16 protein-coding genes and 1 tRNA gene are annotated in these 19,771 nt (G+C 63.8%); 10 read left to right on the forward strand and 7 right to left on the reverse strand.

Going from position 1 to position 19,771, the window contains the following annotated elements; genetic code table 11:
• Nucleotides 1–2 precede the first annotated feature (2 nt).
• On the reverse strand, nt 3–1,595 hold the full coding sequence (locus ACIPUD_RS22905; protein ID WP_446481594.1) for a GMC family oxidoreductase: 1,593 nt from the start codon (nt 1,593–1,595) through the stop codon (nt 3–5).
• Nucleotides 1,596–1,714: 119 nt separating this feature from the next.
• Nucleotides 1,715–3,172 carry a coniferyl aldehyde dehydrogenase gene (locus tag ACIPUD_RS22910; RefSeq protein WP_446481595.1) on the reverse strand — a complete coding sequence of 486 codons (1,458 nt, stop codon included), beginning with the start codon at nt 3,170–3,172 and terminating at the stop codon, nt 1,715–1,717.
• A 312-nt stretch (nt 3,173–3,484) separates the two neighbouring features.
• Between ACIPUD_RS22910 and ACIPUD_RS22915 the strand changes: the two genes are divergently transcribed.
• Nucleotides 3,485–3,561: transfer RNA gene (locus tag ACIPUD_RS22915), tRNA-Met, on the forward strand.
• Nucleotides 3,562–3,678: 117 nt separating this feature from the next.
• Here ACIPUD_RS22915 and ACIPUD_RS22920 read toward each other — a convergent pair.
• On the reverse strand, nt 3,679–3,990 hold the full coding sequence (locus ACIPUD_RS22920) for an ArsR/SmtB family transcription factor (protein WP_026233807.1): 312 nt from the start codon (nt 3,988–3,990) through the stop codon (nt 3,679–3,681).
• A 93-nt stretch (nt 3,991–4,083) separates the two neighbouring features.
• On the opposite strand from ACIPUD_RS22920, the gene ACIPUD_RS22925 reads away from it, so the two are divergent.
• Both ACIPUD_RS22925 and ACIPUD_RS22930 read left to right on the forward strand, forming a co-directional pair.
• On the forward strand, nt 4,084–4,836 hold the full coding sequence (locus ACIPUD_RS22925) for an SDR family NAD(P)-dependent oxidoreductase (RefSeq protein WP_377828385.1): 753 nt from the start codon (nt 4,084–4,086) through the stop codon (nt 4,834–4,836).
• Between the two features lie 280 nt (nt 4,837–5,116).
• Nucleotides 5,117–6,016, forward strand: a complete 900-nt coding sequence (locus ACIPUD_RS22930) for an alpha/beta fold hydrolase (RefSeq protein WP_446481667.1) — start codon at nt 5,117–5,119, stop codon at nt 6,014–6,016.
• A gap of 140 nt (nt 6,017–6,156) precedes the next feature.
• Here the strand turns inward: ACIPUD_RS22930 and ACIPUD_RS22935 are convergent, their stop codons facing one another.
• Nucleotides 6,157–6,648, reverse strand: coding sequence for a hypothetical protein (locus ACIPUD_RS22935; protein ID WP_377828384.1), 492 nt, complete (start codon nt 6,646–6,648; stop codon nt 6,157–6,159).
• A 263-nt stretch (nt 6,649–6,911) separates the two neighbouring features.
• On the opposite strand from ACIPUD_RS22935, the gene ACIPUD_RS22940 reads away from it, so the two are divergent.
• The 3 genes from ACIPUD_RS22940 to ACIPUD_RS22950 all read left to right on the forward strand — a co-directional run bounded on the left by ACIPUD_RS22940 (nt 6,912) and on the right by ACIPUD_RS22950 (nt 12,032).
• Nucleotides 6,912–9,968 (forward strand): ATP-binding protein, encoded by a 3,057-nt coding sequence (locus ACIPUD_RS22940; RefSeq protein ID WP_446481596.1) that lies wholly within the window; start codon nt 6,912–6,914, stop codon nt 9,966–9,968.
• A 311-nt stretch (nt 9,969–10,279) separates the two neighbouring features.
• Complete coding sequence (locus ACIPUD_RS22945) at nt 10,280–11,497, forward strand: OpgC domain-containing protein (RefSeq protein WP_446481597.1); 1,218 nt, start codon at nt 10,280–10,282, stop codon at nt 11,495–11,497.
• 46 nt (nt 11,498–11,543) lie between these two features.
• A complete protein-coding gene (locus ACIPUD_RS22950; protein ID WP_446481598.1) occupies nt 11,544–12,032 on the forward strand; it encodes a DUF2059 domain-containing protein in 489 nt (162 codons plus the stop codon).
• 49 nt (nt 12,033–12,081) lie between these two features.
• Here the strand turns inward: ACIPUD_RS22950 and ACIPUD_RS22955 are convergent, their stop codons facing one another.
• On the reverse strand, nt 12,082–13,284 hold the full coding sequence (locus ACIPUD_RS22955) for an ABC transporter substrate-binding protein (protein ID WP_446481599.1): 1,203 nt from the start codon (nt 13,282–13,284) through the stop codon (nt 12,082–12,084).
• A 212-nt stretch (nt 13,285–13,496) separates the two neighbouring features.
• Here ACIPUD_RS22955 and ACIPUD_RS22960 point away from each other — a divergent pair, with 212 nt between their 5' ends.
• Complete coding sequence (locus tag ACIPUD_RS22960) at nt 13,497–15,110, forward strand: acyl-CoA synthetase (RefSeq protein WP_446481600.1); 1,614 nt, start codon at nt 13,497–13,499, stop codon at nt 15,108–15,110.
• A 10-nt stretch (nt 15,111–15,120) separates the two neighbouring features.
• Here the strand turns inward: ACIPUD_RS22960 and ACIPUD_RS22965 are convergent, their stop codons facing one another.
• Complete coding sequence (locus tag ACIPUD_RS22965; RefSeq protein ID WP_446481601.1) at nt 15,121–16,323, reverse strand: MFS transporter; 1,203 nt, start codon at nt 16,321–16,323, stop codon at nt 15,121–15,123.
• Nucleotides 16,324–16,513: 190 nt separating this feature from the next.
• Between ACIPUD_RS22965 and ACIPUD_RS22970 the strand changes: the two genes are divergently transcribed.
• From ACIPUD_RS22970 to ACIPUD_RS22980, 3 genes are all read left to right on the forward strand, one after another.
• Nucleotides 16,514–17,317, forward strand: a complete 804-nt coding sequence (locus tag ACIPUD_RS22970) for a hypothetical protein (RefSeq protein ID WP_018459445.1) — start codon at nt 16,514–16,516, stop codon at nt 17,315–17,317.
• 153 nt (nt 17,318–17,470) lie between these two features.
• Nucleotides 17,471–18,487: an alpha/beta fold hydrolase gene (locus tag ACIPUD_RS22975; protein WP_446481602.1), complete on the forward strand. Its 1,017-nt coding sequence runs from the start codon at nt 17,471–17,473 to the stop codon at nt 18,485–18,487.
• 15 nt (nt 18,488–18,502) lie between these two features.
• Nucleotides 18,503–19,450: a fatty acid desaturase gene (locus ACIPUD_RS22980; protein ID WP_446481603.1), complete on the forward strand. Its 948-nt coding sequence runs from the start codon at nt 18,503–18,505 to the stop codon at nt 19,448–19,450.
• A gap of 68 nt (nt 19,451–19,518) precedes the next feature.
• Here ACIPUD_RS22980 and ACIPUD_RS22985 read toward each other — a convergent pair whose 3' ends face one another.
• On the reverse strand, nt 19,519–19,752 hold the full coding sequence (locus tag ACIPUD_RS22985) for a hypothetical protein (protein ID WP_446481604.1): 234 nt from the start codon (nt 19,750–19,752) through the stop codon (nt 19,519–19,521).
• Nucleotides 19,753–19,771 lie beyond the last annotated feature (19 nt).

The following is a 19,771-nucleotide window of genomic DNA, read 5'->3' on the forward strand; positions in this document are numbered from 1 at the left end:
AGTCACCGCATCTCGCCCCTGATCATATCCGCCGCCTTCTCGCCGATCATGATCGCCGGCGCATTGGTGTTGCCGCCGATCAGTGTCGGCATGATCGAGGCGTCGACGACGCGCAGACCTTCCACGCCGTGCACCTTCAGCGCCGGATCGACCACGGCCATCGCGTCGGTGCCCATCTTGCAGGTGCCGACGGGGTGATAGACGGTGTCGACACGCGCGCGCAGGATGGCGCGGATATCGTCGTCCGTTCTCACATCGGACGTGAACATGTCCTTCTTCTGCAACGCGCGCATCGCGGGCGTCTCCATCAGCCTTCGCGTCGTCTTGAAGCCCGCGACCATCGTCTCGAGATCCTCCGCCTCGCCCAAGAAATTCGGATCGATCAGCGGCGCTGCCAGCGGATCGGCGCTTTTCAGCCAGACGCTGCCACGGCTCTTCGGCCGCAACAGGCAGACATGGCACGAGAAGCCCGCCTCCTTGTGCTTCTTGCGGCCGTGGTCGTCGAGCGTCGCGATGATGAAGTGCAGCTGGATATCGGGCACATCGAGGTCGGCCCGGGTCTTCAGGAAGCCGCCACACTCGGCGAAATTGGTGGTCATCAGGCCGCGCCGCTCCCGGCGGTATCGTTGGATGGCGCGGAGCAGGGATGGTAGCCGGCCGAGCGACGAATGGACGAAGTGTGGATAGTCGGAGGCGTAGACGAACACGAAATCCGGATGATCCTGCAGATTGCGTCCTACGCCCGGCAAATGATGCACGACGTCGATCCCGTGGGCGGCAAGCGCCTTGCCGTCGCCTATGCCCGACAGCATCAGCAATTGCGGTGACTGGAAGGCGCCGGAGGCGAGGATCACCTCGCGACGGGCGCGTAGCTTCTTTGTCTGCTTGCCCTGGACATATTCGATGCCGACCGCGCGCCCACTTTCGAACAGGATGCGCGTGGCATGCGCCTGCGTCGCGACACGCAGATTGGCGCGCTTGTCCATGTGGGGATGCAGATAGGCGCGCGCCGCGCTCCAGCGCTCACCATTGTGCTGGGTCACCTGGTAGCTGCCGAGCCCTTCGTGATCCTCTTCATTGAAGTCCTCGCGGATGCGGAATTGCGCCTCGCGGGCGGCCTGATGGAAGATGTCGTGGATCGGATTGTCCGCGCGCAGTCTGTTGACATGCAGCGGGCCGCCCTTGCCATGATAGGCGCCGTCGAAATCGGCGTTGTTCTCCGAGCGCTTGAAATAGGGCAGCACGTCCGCATATGACCAGCCGGCATTGCCGAGCGAGGCCCAGTGGTCGTAGTCCCATTTGTTGCCGCGGATATAGACCATGGCGTTGATCGCCGAGGATCCGCCGAGTCCCTTGCCGCGCGGTTGATAGCCGATCCGGCCGTTCAATCCCTTCTGCGGCACGGTATCGAAACCCCAGTTCGCCGCCTTGTATGGCAAAGCCAGTCCGAACGGCGTGGTGATCCGCCAATTGTCGTTCCGACCGCCGGCATCGAGCAGCGCCACGGATGTCCCCGCATCCTCCGACAGCCGCCCCGCCACCGCGCAGCCGCCGGAGCCCGCGCCCACGACGACGAAATCGAATGTGTCAGTCACTGATGTTTCCCTCTGCATTCATTCTTTCTGTCATTGCGAGCGCAGCGAAGTAATCCGGACTTTTGCCGCGGAGGGATTCTGGATTGCTTCGCTGCGCTCGCAATGACAGGTGCTGAAACCTACGACATGAACCGCATCATCTTCTCCAGCCGCGCGATCTTGCCGCCATAGGGCGGATAGAGGTCGGCGAGGCGGTTGAATTTCGAGCGATAGAACACCGGCTTCAGCTTGCCGAACGTGCGAAAACCCCATTCGCCATGATAGACGCCGGTGCCGGACGCGCCGACACCGCCCATCGGCTGGTTGATTTGCGCGAAATGGAACAGGCAGTCGTTGACGGTGACGCCGCCGGAGACGGTGCGCGCCAGCACCTCGTCGCGCGCAATGCGGTCCTTGCCGAACCAGTACAGCGCCAGCGGCCGGTCGCGGGCGTTGACGAAGGCGATGGCGTCGGCGGGTTCGCGATAGCCGAGCACGGGAAGCACGGGGCCGAAAATCTCCTCCTGCATGACCGCCATGTCTGCGGTCGCGCCCACGATCAGCGTCGGCGGGAATTTGCGGTGTGCCTTCCAGTTGGGATCGTCCGGTTCCGCCGGCTGCAGGATCTTTGCGCCGCGGCTTGCCGCATCCGCGACGAGATTTTCCAGCCGCGCATAATGCCGGTCGGAGATCACGGAGGTGTAATCCTTGTTGGCGGGATCGGTGCCGAACATGCGTCGCATCTGCGCGCGCACTTTTTCGGCGAAGGCCTGCAACGCGCGCTCGGGCACCAGCACATAGTCCGGCGCGATGCAGGTCTGCCCGGCATTGAGCAGCTTGCCGTAGGCGATGCGCTCGGCGGCCTCTTCGAGGTCGGCCGAGGCGTCGATGATAACAGGCGACTTGCCGCCGAGCTCGAGCGTGACGGGCGTCAGGTTACGCCCCGCGGCCTCCGCCACCAGCCGCCCCACCCGGGTCGAGCCGGTGAACACGAGATGATCGAACGGCAGATGCGCGAAGGCCTTTGCGACCTCGTCTTCGACGCCGGTGACGAGCAATTCCGCAGCGTCGAATCGCGCGGCGACCGTCTCCTTCAGCAGCGCTGAGAAATGCGGCACGAGCTCGCTCGGCTTGATGATGACGCGGTTGCCGGCGGCGAGCGCGCCGATGGCGGGCGCGAGCGTCAGCTGCAGCGGATAATTCCAGGGCGCGATGACGCCGACGACGCCGAGCGGCTGCGGCATCAGCCGGTTGCGCGCGGGCAGGAATTGCAGCGCCGTCGAAACGCGCTGCGGCGCCATCCAGCTCTTGAGGTGCTTGGTGGCATGACGGATCTCGGAGAACACCATCATGGTCTCGGCGATATTGGTCTCGACCGCGCAGCGGTGACCGAAATCGGCCGAGATCGCCTGCCGGAAGCGCTCCTCGTTGTCGGCGACGACAGTGCGCAACCGCGCCAGCCGGTCGAGCCGCTCGGCGAGGCCAGGCGCCGGCTCGGCCCGCGACCGCTCGACCATGGCATGGAAGGCGTCTTCGAGGCCCCGAAGCGGGGCGCTCGGCGGGGGGCGATCTGAGGGGCGATCCAAGGCGTGGTCCATGGCGTTCTCCCCCATTAAGTGGCGTTTCCGCCTGGTTTTGTTGCCGCAAGCTGGCCCCTTGTGGAACTTCTGGCAAGGGCCGGCCAAATAGGCCGCAAATTCGTCCACCGCGCTGTCATAAAGTCGAAAAAAACGTTCTCGCAGCCCTTTCCAAAGGCACCCCGGGTTGGTACATACCGCCCGCACCCAACGGGCTTTGCCCGGGGTTGCCTTCCAAGGAAGCCTTCGGGACGGACGAAGCAAGCCACGCGAACAGCGCCGGCCCTTCATTCACCGTCCCCGGCGCTTTCACGAAGGCAAAGCAACGGTTAACGCGGGGTGGAGCAGCCCGGTAGCTCGTCAGGCTCATAACCTGAAGGTCATAGGTTCAAATCCTATCCCCGCAACCAAGTTCGGACCTTACCGGTCCCGATCCGAAAATGGCCCGCTTCACGCGGGCCATTTTTGTTTTGGCCGCGCTCCGGTGGAAACGTCGGTCGCACCTTGCGCAAGAGTGGGGGAACGGCTCACTCCGGATAGCTAAGGATCATTTTCAGCAGCTTCGGAAACCGCGCATTGATGTCCTCCTCGCGCAGGACATTGCGGTGCTGGACGCCTTGCTTTGAGGTCCGGATCAGGCCGGCCTCGCGCAGGATGCGAAAATGGTTCGACAGGGTCGACTTCGCCATGTCAGGGCAGGGCGCCGCCTCGGTGCACGACATGCAATCACTCTGTGCGGCCAGGCTTTTGACGATCCGCAGCCGCATAGGGTCCGCGAGCGCTCCCAGCACCCCAGCCAGTGAAATCTCGCTCCGCGATGGGTGAACGAACTGCACCATGCACAAAATATAGCACCTCCCTTGAACTCATTCAATAGTTCACTAGTATTGAACTATTGAATATCGGCGTCGCGCCGGATGATGGAGAATGTGATGACCAAGAGACTCGAAGGAAAAGTTGCGCTCGTGACCGGCGCATCCAAAGGCATCGGTGCCGAAATCGCTGCGCGGCTCGCGGCCGAGGGCGCGGCGGTCGCCGTCAACTACAGCTCCAGCGAGCAGGCCGCCGACCGCGTCGTCGCCGCCATTGTCGCCAAGGGTGGCAAAGCCGTCGCGGTCCACGGCAATCTGGCCGATGCCAAGGACGTGAAAAGCGTAGTCGCGGATACCGTGAAGGCGCTCGGTGCGATCGACATCCTCGTCAACAACGCGGGCGTTTACGAGTTCGCGCCGCTCGAGGCCATCACGCCGGAGCATTTCCACAAGCAGTTCGATCTCAATGTGCTGGGCCTCCTCCTGGTCTCAGGAGAGGCGGCGCGGCACTTCAACGCCAATGGCGGAAGCATCATCAACATCAGCTCCGCGGCGTCGACCCTCGCGCCGCCGAACGGCGCCGTCTACTCCGCCACCAAAGCATCGGTGGATGCGATCTCCGCCGTGCTGGCCAAGGAACTGGCGCCGCGCAAGATCCGCGTCAACGCCGTCAATCCCGGCATGATCGTCACCGAGGGGGTCGTGTCCGCCGGCCTGCACGAGGGCGACATGCGAAACTGGATCGAATCCACCACTCCGCTTGGCCGAGTCGGCAAGGTCGAGGAGATCGCTGCCGCGGTGGCCTTCTTCGCTTCGGACGACGCATCCTACGTCACGGGCGAGACGCTTCACGTCGCCGGCGGCCTTCGCTGAATTTGTTGGTTTACAGAAGGAAATGGCACGCCTTGCGCGCGCCATTTTTTGTTTTGGGGCGTCCTCGATCATGCATGTCCTGCTTTGGCTGAGCTTGGGTTCGTTCGGACCATGCCGAAGCGCGTCCCGTCGCCGTCGGTGGAGCTGCCAAGCGTAAGCGCGATCGGGCCAGAGCATGCCGTCCGGGAAGGAACCCAGGATGGCGCCGGGCGTCAACACAGACCACCGCCCCGTCCGGTGCTCACTTGTTGGCTTGCCGTCGTTCGGAAGGAGAGGGCCAATGCAGTTCGAGGATTTCGAGGCCGCCGATATTCGGGCGGACGAAGCACGGATCTTCATCCGTCGCGCCGGTTCGGGGCCGGCCGTTCTCCTGTTGCACGGATTTCCGCAGACGCATCTGATGTGGCGAGACGTTGCGCCATTGCTCGCGCAAGACTTCACCGTGGTCTGCGCCGATCTTCGCGGATATGGCCGGAGCGATTGTCCTCCCTCCAGTCCGGACCATGCGCCCTATGCAAAACGAGCAATGGCAAACGACATGGTGTCCGTCATGACGAAACTCGGCTTCGACCGTTTCTCGGTCGCGGGCCATGATCGTGGCGGCCGTGTCGCCTATCGGCTCGCGCTTGATCACCGCGAGCGTGTGCAGCGGCTTGCCGTCCTGGACGTCGTTCCGATCGCCGACGCCTGGGAGCGCGCCGACAAGAACCTGGCGGTCGGCTATTGGCCGTGGTCGTTGCTTGCGCAGCCTGAACCTCTTCCCGAGCGATTATTGTCGGCAGCCCCCGACGCCATCATCGACAATGCGCTGCATGGCTGGGGGTCTTCGGCCGGCAGCTTCAGTCCGGCGGTGCGAGCAGCCTATATCGACGCGTTGAGCGATGAGGCGCATGTTCACGCGATCTGCGAGGAATATCGTGCGGCCGCGACACTCGATCACGCGCACGATGTGGCGGACCGTCGTTCCGGCCGCCGAATTGACTGCCCTGTGCGCGTGCTCTGGAGCGGTCGCGGCCCCCTCAACGCGTGGTATGCGAGCGAGGGCGGGCCCTTGGGGCTCTGGCGGACCTGGGCCGATAACGTGGACGGAAAGCCGCTTGATGGCGGACACTTCTTTCCGGAGGAGCTTCCGCAGCAGACTGCGTACGAGCTGAACCGGTTTTTCGGAGGCGGTAGCTAGGACCAGCGGCTTGGCCGTACTGCTTCCTTCGACAGCGCGGTCTTGGCGAGCGCTGCCCGTTGGGGCGAGCGGCGATCGAAGCCAACAAATACGTCCGCGCTAGCACGGACGTATTGCGTTCTTGCGTACTACAGAATGCGTCAGGATCTGTGCGGGCAGACCATCGTCAGATTGAGCAGCGTCGGCTTGTCCGAACCCTTCTTGTACTCCCACTCCAGCCGGATCTCGTGCCGGTGCGCGAAAGCGTCGCTGGCTTCGTGGGTGATGATCTTCGTCTTCATCGGGATCGGCGGTTCGGAGTTGAAGCATTTCCGGACGCAGGCATCGAGCAGATCGCATCGCGTCAGCGGAATGACGCCCGGCTCATCCCTGGACAGGGGGACTGTGTTCGGCTGGGTGCTGAGGTCGACGCGGGCTCGGCCCTTTTCCTTGTGCCAGTACTTGGCGCTGCCCTGCGGCCAGTTCGATGCCGGGTTCAGAATCAAATGGTACTGGCCGTATTCCAAGGTCGGCAGGTCGATGTCCTCGGACTCCTTGAGCTTCGCGACGCTCTTCTTCATGTTCGCCAAAGGATAGTAATTGCTATTCATCAAGTCTCGAAATGCCTTGCCGCTATATACCAGTCCGGCCATCGCCTCTTTCCTTCATATGTCTGTTGGTCAAAATCTCTGGTGCGGTGGCCGAAAATACGCGTCACGCTACGGCCGATCACGCTGTTTGTTGTGCGCACTCAACGCTACCACTCAGGAATGTATTTCGTCCAGAGAGCCTCCATCCCGTAACGTCGCCTATGTCGCAAGCCCAATTGCCATGCACCTTCCTATAGGTATTGTTGGGTCGAACGCCTCGCGGGGGTTGGGGTGAGGCTGCCGAGGCAGTGGTTGAAGGCGCTGGAATGCATTGCTTCGCTTGTCAGTCGGCGATTGGTCCGGGCGACCGCTGGTGCTCCAAATGCGGAGCGGCGGTGCGCCAGCCCGTCGACCCCGACAGCGAACGACGCTTTGTGACGATTCTGCGTGCCGACGTCGTCGATTCCACAGGTCTTGTTGCCGAACTGGAGCCGGAGGCGGCGGTGTCGCGCCTCGAGCCTGCTCTTGCGGCGATGAGAGGCGCGGTGCGCCAGTTCGGCGGCATCGTCAGCAAGGAGTTGGGTGACGGGTTGGCCGCCGTCTTCGGCGCCCCGATCGCCGACGACAACCACGCGCCCTTAGCCTGCCACGCGGCCATCGAGCTGGTCCGGCGTGTTGGCAGTCTGGGCGATCCAGGACTTCAAGTCCGGGTCGGCCTGCACTCGGGTCATGTGGTGGCTTACATGGTCGCGAGCGAATTTTCCAAGGTCTACGAGATCGGCGGCGCAGCCCAGCACCTCGCGGCTCGGCTGGAGACGGCAGCCGAGGCGAACCAGATCTATGTCTCCGAAGCCTGCCAGGAGCTGGCGGACGGACACGTCCGCTTTGAATTCCTTGGCCCCAAGGCGCTCCGTGGTTTCGGCGAGCCCCTGCCTGTCTACCGGGTGATGGGTGCGAGTGATCTGTCGAGCTGGCGGGTCCGACGTGCGCGGAGCGTTTCCAGATTCGTCAACCGCACGACGGAGCGGGCGTTGTTGTGGCGCGCTGCGGATAGGGTTGCTGCCGGCCGGCAGACGGTTCTGCTGATGGGTGACGCCGGCATTGGCAAGTCTCGGCTTGCGCATGAATTCGCGCAGGACCTCCGGGCTGGCGGCTGGCGGCTGATCGATGTCGAGTGCAGCCCGAATCTCCAGGGTGCGCCGTACAGCGCGCTCAAGCGCCTGTTGCTCTCGATCCTCGATACGTCAGCAAGAGATCAGACCAAGACGGATGATCCCAGAGACGAATTGCCGGTGGTGCAACAGCGGGCTCTCGACGCGATCCTGGATTTGCCGGTTTCCGATCCGCAATGGGATGAATTGGAGCCTCACGCGCGCGGTCGTGCGATTTCAGACGCAAGCTGTGCGATCGTCGAGAGCGTCGCCCGTCGTCAGCGTACGATCCTTTTGATTGAGGACCTGCACTGGATGGATCGGGCCAGCGATGCGGTCGTCGCGACCCTTTCGGGGCTGCAATGCCCTGATTTGCTTGTGCTGCTGACGACGCGGCCCAATGGAATGCCGGTGTGGATCGCGAGCTGCCGCGCGGAAATCGTGGCGATGCGGCCTCTCGATGACAATTCGGGGCTGGCCATGCTCGCGGACATGCTTGGTCCCGCCACGACCAACGAAGACCTGAAGAATCGGATCATCTCTCATACGGCCAACGTTCCGCTGTTCATCGAGGAGGTCTGCCGCAGTCTGAAGGACAGCGGCATGCTTCTTGGCCAGTGGGGCGACCTTTCCCTTGCGCGTCCTGTGGACGAACTCGGCATCCCCAGCAGCATTCAGGGTGTGATCGCGGCGCGGCTGGATCGTGTGTCACGACAGGAACGATCGCTTCTCCAGATCGCCGCGGCGCTTGGACCCCGGGCCGACCAGGCCACACTGCGAAGAGTAGCGGCCGTGCCGGAAGACGTCCTGCAGGATTGCCTCACCGCGCTCGACCGGGCCGAGCTGCTCGTCAGGATCGACAGTGAGTTGGAGGATTCGCTCGAGTTCCGGCACGAGATGGTCAGGCAGGTGACCTACGATTCGATGGTCGAGAAGGTGCGGGAAAGCATCCATGCCAGCATTCTGGCGGCTCTCGAGACCGACGAGGCGTGGACCGACGGTCCGGATACGCTCTGCTATCACGCGACCCGAGCGAAGGATTGGCGGAAGGCTTTTCAGCATGGCAGGAGCGCGGCTCGAAAATGTCTGGTGCGCTCGGCCTTTGCCGAAGCGGTCGACTATTTCGAGATCGCGATGGGTTCTCTCGACAAGATCCCGGTGACGCACGCGCGCGAAACGGACGCCATCGACCTGCGGATGGAGGCGCGGTTGGCCTTTGCCGGGTCGGGGCGTGTCGCCGAAGCCCTGGATTTGGGGAGCGAGGCCGAACGGCGAGCCGATGCGATTGGCGATATTGAACGCAAGGTCGCGGCCATGACCATGAGAGCGGGTGCCCAGAATTTCTATGGAACGCCGGTCGAAGCCGTCGCGATCGGAGAAGATGTGGTGCATCTGGCGGAAAGCTCGGGAAATCCCGCTTGGCGTAATCTCGCGCAATACAGTCTCGGGCAGGCCTATTTTCTTTCCGGCCGCTACGATCGCGCCGAGAAGATGCTGGCCACCGCCCGCGTCCATCTTGCGGGTCTGACCGCGAGTGCTCCGATCGGCACGACCCCACGATCTTTGCTCCTGCTTTGCTGCATGATGAACAGCGTCACTCACACGGTGATGGGCCAGATCGATGCCGCCGAGCAGCTCCAGCAGCAAGCCGCAGCGATCGCGGAGGAGACCGGCCGGCCCTATGACCGCGTCGCGGCTGCCTATAGCGGCGGCTGGCTGATGCTCGGCCGCGGCGAGCCGGCGGCGGCCGCGGCCATTCTCGAGGACGGTTTTGTCCTGGCGCAGAAGCACGGCATCCGACTGTTCGTGCCGGTGCTCGCCTGCCATCTCGGCATGGCCTATCTGGAGCAGGGGCTGTTCGACCGCGCGCGCGGCATGCTGACGGAGGCGCGTGAGGAGGCGAAGGCGGTCGGCTATACCTCGGCGGTGCTGCGCAGCTCGATCTACCTGGCGCTCGCCACCCACCGTCTCGGCGACGTCCAGGCCGCGCAGAACATGCTGCGCGAAGCGCGCAACACCGCGCGGCAACAGGGGTTCTCCGGGCTGGAGGCGGAGGCCCTGTTCGGCGAGGCCGTGGTGACGCCGCCGTCGGATGCGGAGGCCAAGGCGGCGATCCTGAGCGCCCTGCGCGCGACCATCGCGATCGCCACCGAGAGCGGCGCGCTGCCGCTGCGGCACAAAGCCGAGGCGATGCTCAACGAGATGCAGGCGACGGGTGACGAGCTCAGCTGACGGCAGCGGCGGCCGGGCCGCTATCGGGGCCGAAATCTGCCCGACGCGTCAAATAAATTAAGCAGGGCCCGCAATGGGTTAGCTACTGTGCATGGGGTTGTTTTTGGCGTTTTTTGAAGAGGCCCCCATGGTGCAGTGCGGAGGACGGCACGCTTGTGCGGCCCCGCTCCGATGACTATGCCCTTGCACGCGCAGCAAGGTCGGCTACCGTCGGCCCTGGCCACACGGCCAGGCGACTTTTGATTTCAATTTTTTAGCATCCGATTTTGCGGCGCCGCGACGGCGCGACGCCCACCGAACGAGGCGGGGCCATGATCACACGGGACCAGTCAGCGCTGCTCGCGCCGGTCGAGCGGGATTTGCGGCTCGATCTCTTCCGCGGCATCGGTCTGTGGATGATCTTCCTCGACCACATTCCGCACGACGTCGTGGCTTGGCTGACCTTGCGCAATTACGGCTTCAGCGACGCCGCCGAATTCTTCGTCTTCATCTCCGGTTATCTGGTCGGCTGGATCTACGGGCCGATCGTCGCGGGCGGCTGGTTTCTCGCCGCGCTGAAGCGGCTGTGGCGGCGCGCGGTCGAGATGTACGTCGCCCACATCATGCTGTTCCTGCTGTTCACGGCGCAGATCGCCCGCACCGCGCGCCGCTTCGACAATCCGATGTACGAGCACGAGTTCAACGTGTTCAATTTCCTGTCGCATCCGGACGAGCTGATCGGGCAGGCGATCCTCCTGAAGTACAAGCCGGTCAATCTCGACGTGCTGCCGCTCTACATCACGCTCGTTTTCGCCTCGCCTTTCATCGTGTGGTGCCTGGTTCGCCGGCCGAACCTGACGCTCGCCGCATCCGTGGTGCTCTACGTGCTGGCGCGCTGGTTAGACTGGAACGTCGCCTCCTATCCGCCCGGCACGCACTGGTACTTCAACCCGTTCTGCTGGCAGCTGATGTTCGTGTTCGCAGCCTGGTGCGGCATCGGCCAGATCGCCAAGATCGCGAGATGGGCGTGGTCGAAGGCGGCGATGGCGCTGGCCGCGGCCTGGCTCGCCTTCGCGCTGCTGATCGTGATGACCTGGCACGTCCCCGCGCTCGATGCCCTGACCCCGAAATGGATGATCAAGGCGATCTACCCGATCGACAAGACCGACCTCGACATGCTGCGCTTCACGCATTTCCTGGCGCTGGCGATCTGGGTGACTCACCTCATCTCGCGCAAATGGCGGACCCTGCACGGAGCCTGGCTGCGCCCCGTGATCCTCTGCGGCCAGCATTCGCTGCCGATCTTCTGCCTCGGCGTCTTCCTGTCGTTCTCGGCGCACTGGATCCTGACGCAATACACCAAGGGGGTCTGGGAGCAGCTCGCGGTCTCCGTCGTCGGCATCGTCATCATGATCGCCGCCGCCTGGCTGCTCGACCGGGCCGAACGGGTGCCGAACCTGTTCGTGAAGGTGACGGAGATCGAGGAGGCCGACACCGTCCTGGAAAGCGCGCCTGCGGACGGGTCTGCCGTGGCGCCCGCGGGTCGTTGAGTATCGCCGGCCTGCATTTTCGCGGAGAGATCCAACGGAGAGGTTTATGTCCAGACTTGTGTTGACGATCGCCGGCGCCCTCCTGCTCCTGATCTCGGGTGCATCGGCGCAAGCGCCCTCGCCGGAGGCGATGAGCGCGGCGCGCAAGCTCGTCGTCACCTTGAAGATCGCGGATCAGTATCGCGCGCTGTTGCCGCAGCTCCTGCTCAAGCTGAGGCCCGTGGTCGCGCAGGACAGGCCGGAGATCGAGCGCGACTATGACGCGGTGACGGCACCCGGCTCCGAGATCTACACCCCGGCCCTCACCTCGATGATCGACCAGGTCGCCGCTCTCTATGCGCAGAGCTTCAGCGTCGATGAGCTGCGCCAGATCGAGGCTTTCTATGTCCAGCCAGCCGGGAAGAAGCTTCTGGAGAAGTCGGATGCGCTGGCGCAGGCAAGCGCGCAGATCGGCCAGGACGTCGGCCAGAAGACGGCCGACGAGTTGAAGCAGCGCCTCATCGAGGCGCTGCGACAGAAGGGGCACAAGCTCTGAGCCTGTACCGACAGCGCTAGTGAACCTATGCCTTGTCCGTCCTGTTGGCTCACTTCACAAGAGGGCAGCCGCCGTCCTTCAGGGGCCGGAAGGCCTGGTCGGCAGGGACTTCGGCGAGCAGCTTGTAATAGTCCCACGGGCCCTTGGACTCCTCGGGCTTCTTCACCTGGAACAGATACATGCTGTGCACCATGCGGCCGTCTTCGCGTAAGCTGCCGTTGTCGGTGAAGGCATCCTTCACCGGCAGCTCGCGCATCTTGGCCATCACGGTCTTGGTGTCCCTTGTGCCAACGGCCTGCACCGCCTTCAGGTAGTGCAGCGTCGCGCTGTAGGTCGCCGCCTGGTTCATCGTCGGCATGCGCTTGACGCGCTCCATGAAACGCTTGCCGAAAGCGCGGGTCTTCTCGTTGAGGTCCCAGTAATAGGCCTCGGTGATGATCAGTCCCTGCGCGAGCTTCAGCCCTAAGCTGTGCACGTCGGAGATGAACATCACGATCGCAGCCAGGTTCTGGCCGCCGGCGACGATGCCGAACTCACCGGCCTGCTTGATCGCATTGATGGTGTCGCCACCGCCGTTCGCCAGCCCGATGATCTTGGACTTCGAGGCCTGGGCCTGCAGCAGGAATGAGGAGAAGTCCGCGGTGTTGAGCGGATGCTTGACGCTGCCGAGCACCTTTCCGCCGGCCGCCTTCACCACGTCGGAGGTGTCGCGCTCGACTGAATGACCGAACACGTAGTCCGCCGTGAGGAAGAACCAGCTATCGCCGCCGTTCTTGACGATGGCGCTGCCGACCGTGTGCGCGTTGGCGTAGGTGTCGTAGGTCCAGTGCGCGGTGTAGGGCGAGCAGGACTTTCCGGTAATGTCGGAGCTTGCCGCATCCGTCACGATCATGATCTTCTCATACTGTTTCGACAGCTCCATCACTGCAAGCGCAGTGGCCGAGGTCGGCAGGTCGATGATCATGTCGACGCCCTCGGTCTCCCACCACTTTCGCGCGATGGTGGAGGCGACATCGGGCTTGTTCAGCACGTCGGCGCTGACCATGTCGATCGGCTTGCCGAACATCTGCCCGCCGAAATCTTCGATCGCCATTTTGGTGGCCTCGACATTCCCCTGGCCTCCGATGTCGGAATAGACTGAGGAGAAGTCGGAGAGCACGCCGATCTTGAGCGGTGCCTGCTGGGCGAGAGACGGGCTGATTAGAAACGCAGTCAATCCGGCCGCTAGGGTAGCACGAATAATCCGGCACATGGCATTTCCCCCCCTAAGTTTTATCGTTGATGCACGAGGCTAGATTTGCCTCCCTGAAGCGTCAACTCTTGCGTAACGGCGCCGCGCTCGCTGGGTGATTTGACGCGGCCGGTCCCGCCGACTACGCTTTTGCAAAGACGAGAACCGTGTGATGCCATGGCCTGACCTGTGCTGGCGGCCCTCACGCAAAGAGAAAATTCAGGGGAATGGAAATGACCGGCGATATCGCAGCCACCATCTCGAAGGCCCGCGAGCATTCCATCGGCGACCTCCTGCGCCGTGCGGCGGGCCGCGATCCGGGCAAGCTCGCGGTGAGCTGCGGCAATGTGAGCTGGACCTTTGCCGAGATGGACGCGATCTGCAATCGGCTCGGCCGTGGCCTGCTTGGCCTCGGCGTGAAAAAGGGTGACCGCCTCGCCGTGCTCTCGCGCAATTCGCATGCCATTGCGGCGCTCCGGTTCGCGGTGGCCCGGATCGGCGCGGTGCTGGTGCCGATCAACTTCATGCTCAATCCGGACGAGATCAATTTCATCCTGAAGAGCTCCGGCGCAAAGCTGCTCGCGGCCGGCCCTGATTTCGTCGAGTCCGCGCGCGCGGCCAGCGCCCGGGATTGCGCGGTCGAGAAGATGATCTGGCTGCCGGGTGAGGATCCCGCCACGGCGCCAGCGGGCCTCACCACCTTCGCCGATCTGCTCGATGCCAACGGCTCGTACCTTGAGGCCTTCGTCGACAGCCGCGATCTCGCGCAGATCGTCTACACCAGCGGCACGGAGTCGCTGCCCAAGGGCGCGATGCTGACCCATGAAGCCGTGATGTGGCAGTATGTCAGCTGCATCATCGACGGCGGCATGAGCGTGGACGACAAATTCCTGCACGCCCTTCCGCTCTATCATTGCGCGCAGCTCGACGTGTTCCTGGGGCCGCAAATCTATCTCGGCGCCTCCGGCGTGATCACGGGCAAGCCTGCGGCCGACAACATTCTCTCATTGATCCAGACGCACAAGATCACGTCGTTCTTCGCGCCGCCGACGATCTGGATCGCGATGCTGCGCTCGCCCAATTTCGACAAGACGGATTTGTCCACCTTGCAGAAAGGCTATTACGGCGCCTCGATCATGCCGGTGGAGGTGCTGCTCGAGCTCCAGCGCCGCCTGCCCAGCGTGAAGTTCTGGAATTTCTACGGCCAGACCGAGATCGCGCCGCTCGCGACCGTGCTGGGTCCTGCGGACCAGCTGCGCAAGGCCGGCTCGGCCGGCAAGCCCGTGCTCAATGTCGAGACCCGCGTGGTCAATACGTCAATGGAGGATGTGAAGGTCGGCGAAGTCGGCGAGATCGTGCACCGCTCACCGCATCTGCTCTCCGGCTATTACAACGATCCGGTCAAGACGGTGGCGGCGTTCTCCGGCGGCTGGTTTCACTCCGGCGATCTCGCCACTGTCGATGAAGAGGGCCACATCACCGTGGTCGATCGCGTCAAGGACATGATCAAGACCGGTGGCGAGAACGTCGCGAGCCGCGAGGTCGAGGAGATGGTCTACCGCATCCCCGCCGTGTCCGAGGTGGCGGTGGTAGGCCTGCCCGATCCGCGCTGGATCGAGGCGGTGACTGCGATCGTCGTGGTCAAGAGCGGGGAGAAGCTCGACGAGGAGTCCGTCATCAAGCATTGCGCCGGCCAGATGGCGCATTTCAAGGTGCCCAAGCGCGTCATCTTCGTCGATGCCCTGCCCAAGAACCCGAGCGGCAAGCTGCTCAAGCGCGAGCTACGCCAGCGCTTCGTCGGCGGCGAGACGCTCGACAAGGCGATCCAGAAGAATTTTGGCACGTGAAGCTCGCGCCTCAATACTTCTTCACGTGGGCGCCGAACGCGAACCACAGCGCCATGGACGCGAGGCCGAAACCGCCGAGCAGCAGGAATGTCGGGCCGTAGCCGATCCATTGCGCGATCCAGCCGCCAAGCGCGGGACTGAGGCTCGCGCCGACGCCCTGCACGGTGATGACGGCGCCTTGGCCGAGATTGATGCGACCGGTGCCGTTGAGCGAGCGCGCGACCATGCCGGGGACGGCAACCGTCTGGAGTCCGGTGCCGAGGCCGTCGAGCACCTGCATCGGTACGACGCCCCACCATCCCGTGACGAAGAAGGCGAGCACGCCGCGGATGGGCAGGAACATGAAGGAGACAAGAATGATGGGCCAGTAGTTGCGCTTGCTCGCCGCCTTCATTGCGATCAGCGACGTGATGACCATGACGCCTTGTGCGATCACCACGATGGTCGCGACGAAGCTCGGGCCGTTGGCCTGGCCCTCGGCGACCGCCGCCAGGCCATAGAGCGGCACGATGGCGGCATTGCCGAGATGGAACAGCGCGAGCGCCAGTGCCAGCACCAGCAGTGCACGATGCTTGAGCAGCATCGTGAGCGCGTCCGGCGCGCTGTCGGGATCGTCCTCCTTGCTGCCGCGCGCCGCGCGATCGTCGATCGCCTTGGCCGGGATCATCATCACACAGGCGATCGCGATGGCGCCGAACACCGCCGCCAGCACGAACACCGAGACATAGCCGAACTTGTAACCGAGATAGCCCGACAGCGCGGCGCCGACCATGTTGCCGGCGTGGTTGAAGGCCTGGTTGCGGCCGTTGAGCGCGTTGAAGCCCTTCTGCTTGGCGATGCCGAGCGTGATGCCGGTGACCGCCGGCACGATCGCGGCGCTCGCCAGCGATTGTGCGATCTGCGAGAACGTCACCGCCCAGAAATTTTGCGAGATCAGGATGATCGCGGAGGCGAGCACCACGCAGATGCCGGGAATCACGACCCACATGCGCTTGTTGCGGCTGGCGTCGATGAAGCCGCCGATCGGCGTGGTGATCAGCATGCCCGCGACATTGCCGATCGTCATCGCGGTACCGATCAACCCGCTCGCCCAGCCGCGCTCCTGGAGGAAGACGCCGACGAAAGGGCCGATGCCCGACTGCATGTCGGCCATGAAGAAGTTGAGAGCGAACAGGGGCCAGATACGAGACGAGGAGGGGGACCGCGATGTCATCGATACCAAAACGTCGTCTCAGCCGGAATACGGCGGGTGGGACATAATCCTTTCAGCCAATCGTTCTGGCGCGGACGAGGCATTAACGAGTGCTGATCGGGTTGGTTCCAGCCCTGGCCCGGAGGCGGGCCTTGCAGTTACGGCCAGCAATTCCTTATTGACGTTGGATTGTCTCTGTTGGGAGTACGGCATGCCTCTCTGGACCTGCGAAACCTGCGGCGCGCAATTCCCGGATGGCGAAAATCCGCCCGCGGCCTGTCAGATTTGCGAGGACGAGCGGCAATACGTCGGTTGGAAGGGCCAGACTTTCCTCACGCGCGAGGCGCTCTCGGAACGTCACTGCCTGGCCTGGCGCGACGATCTCGGCTTGACCGGCATCGCGCTCGAGCCAAGTTTTGCGATCGGCCAGCGGGCGCTGCTGGTGCCGCTCGCGGACGGCTGGCTGATGTGGGACTGCGTACCGCTGGCGACGCCGGAGGCGATCGCGCATATGCGGTCGCTCGGCGGGTTGAAGGCGATCGCGATCTCGCATCCGCATTACTATGGCGCGCTCGCCGACTGGAGCGAGGCGTTCGGCGGGGTGCCGGTCTATTTGCACGCCGATGATCGCCAATGGGTGACGCGTCCGCATGCGTCGATCGTGCACTGGACCGGCGAAAACCATCGCATCTCCGACGATGTGCTGCTCCTGCGCACCGGTGGTCACTTCGCCGGCGCCACCATGCTGCACCATGCGAGGGGTGCGGACGGCAGGGGCGCGCTGCTCACCGGCGATATCGCGCAGGTCACGATGGATCGCCGCTTCGTCAGCTTCATGTACTCATATCCGAACTACATGCCACTCAATGCCGCCGCAGTGCGACGGATTGCGGCTGCCGTCGAGCCGCTGGCCTTCGATCGCATCTACGGCGCCTGGTGGGACCGCAACATCGCCGCAGGCGCCAAGGCCGCCTTCGCGGCCTCTGTCGCGCGCTATCTGGCCGCCATCGCCTGAGCCGGCTCGCGACCGGATTTATCTTGCTGATTCACAATAAATGGACTATAAGTACAGTATTAAGCGTGACGCGACGATGCGTCTGCGGGACCGGCATGATCGATGCATCGCTGTGTCCGCGGCGCGCTTGCCGCGTGAGCGGGAGTTCGGTCCATGACGGCAGGGCGCGACTACGAGATCTTCGAGGCCGGCGACGTCAGGCTCCAGTCCGGGGACGTCGTCCCTTCGCTCAAGCTCGCCTACAAGACCTACGGCACGCTCGGTCCGGACAAGGACAATGTCATTCTCTATCCGACCTCGTTCAGCGCGCAGCACACCGACACCGAGTGGCTGATCGGCCCCGACGGCGTGCTCGACCCCACGCGCTACTTCATCGTGATTCCGAACCTGTTCGGCAACGGCCTGTCGTCCTCGCCGTCGAATACCGCCGCGCCGTTCCCGATCGTGAGCTATCACGATGCCATCGCGGTCCAGCATCGGCTGCTCACCGAGCGGTTCGGCATCTCGAAGCTAGCCTTGGTCTATGGCTGGTCGATGGGCGGCATGCAGGCCTATCACTGGGCGGCGCTGCATCCCGATATGGTCGAACGGGCGGCCGTCGTCTGCGGCAGTGCCCGTTGCGCGCCCTATAATTACGTCTTCCTGGAAAGTGTGAAGGCCGCGCTGACCGCCGATCCCGCCTTCCGTGACGGCCGCTTCGCCGAGAAGCCCGTCGCAGGCTATCGCGCCATGGGGCGAGTCTACGCGGGTTGGGCGATGTCGCACGGTTTCTATCGCGACGAGATCTGGCGCGAAGCAGGCTTCACCTCGCTGGACGATTATCTCGTCCGCACCTGGGACGCGGCGTTTGCCCGGCGCGATGCCAACGATCTCCTGGCTCAGATCGCGATCTGGCAGAACGGCGATATCAGTCGCTGCGCCACATTCAACGGCGATTTCGATCGCGCGCTCGGTGCGATCACGGCCCACATGCTGCTGATGCCTGGTGCGACGGACCGCTATTTCGACGTCCGCGACAACGAGGACGAACTCGTTGGGCTGGTCAATGCGCGCTCTGCGGTGCTGCATCCGATCCCGTCGCTGCACGGCCATCGCGCCGGCAACCCCGTCAACAATCCGCGCGATCGGGCCTTCATCGAGGCCGAGATCGCGGAGCTTCTCGGCAAGTAGGGCAGGCATCCGATCATGAGTGACGCAACCGTTTCAGACTCCGGCCATCGGCTGAAGCCGCTGGCGCCGGCGATGCTGCGTGAACTGTCGGTGCGGTCCAACCTCAGGGGCGCCGTGCAGAGCCTCGGTCATTACGGCGTGATCCTGCTGGTCGGCGCGCTGATCTGGATGGTCGCCTCACGCCATGGCGCCCTCTGGGCGCTGCCGCTGATGGCTGTGCAGGGCTATCTTGTCGCCTTCCTGTTCATGGCCGTGCACGAGACGGCGCACAAGACCGCGTTCAAAAGTCGCGGTCTCAACCTCGTGGTCGGCTATCTCTCGGGCTTCATCATCGGCTTGCCCTACGAATATTATTGCCTGTTTCACTGGGACCATCACCGCTACACCCAAGACCCCGAGAGGGACCCGGAGCTCGTCGTCGGCGTGAAGCCGAAATCCGACACGCAGCTCGCGCTCGCCTATAGCGGCGTGCTTCAGGTCGCCGGCCGCCTGTGGCTGATGCTCGGCCATGCCGTCACCGGCAAGGTCGTCGTGCCATGGATCCCCGAGAACAGGCGCGCCATCATCGTCACCGAGGCGCGCGCCTATGTCGCGCTCTATGCGCTGCTGCTCGTGCTGTCGTTGTGGTTCTCGTCGGCGCTGCTGCTCTGGGTCTGGATCGTGCCGTTGATCATTGGGCAGTTCTTCCTGCGTCCCTATCTCTACGCCGAGCACACCGGCTGCGAGCGTACCCGCAGCGCATTCCAGAACACCCGCACCACCTACACCGGCGCGATCGTCAAATGGATCGCGTGGAACATGCCCTACCATGTCGAGCATCACGCCTATCCCTCGATCCCGTTCCACGCACTGCCGAAGCTGAACGGGATCGTCGACGGCGAAATCGTCCATCGTGGCCGCGGCTACGTCCGGACGACGCGCGAGACCTGGGCCTGGTTTCGGCGACATAGACAGGCCGGTTAGCGGAAGAAAAATCGACGCGCAAAGCCCCGATCGCGGTGCGATCGGGGCTTTGTCGTGAATGCGGGATATCAGTAGATCCCGTATGCGCAGACGTTCACGACGCGGACGCGCAGGCCGTGGCGGGTCTGGACGACGCGCTCCTGATAGCAATTGTTGACGCCGCTGTTGATGTAGACCCCGCCAAAGCCCCAGCCGGGACCCCAGTGATGGTGGAAGCCGTGGGCCGACGCGGCGGTGGGGGCGAGAGCGGCAACGCCGAGCGAGCCGGCGGCGATCAGACCAAGTGCAAGCTTACGAAACATTTTCATTCTCCAGTTTGGC

It is taken from the genome of Bradyrhizobium sp. CAR08, from assembly GCF_052871955.1.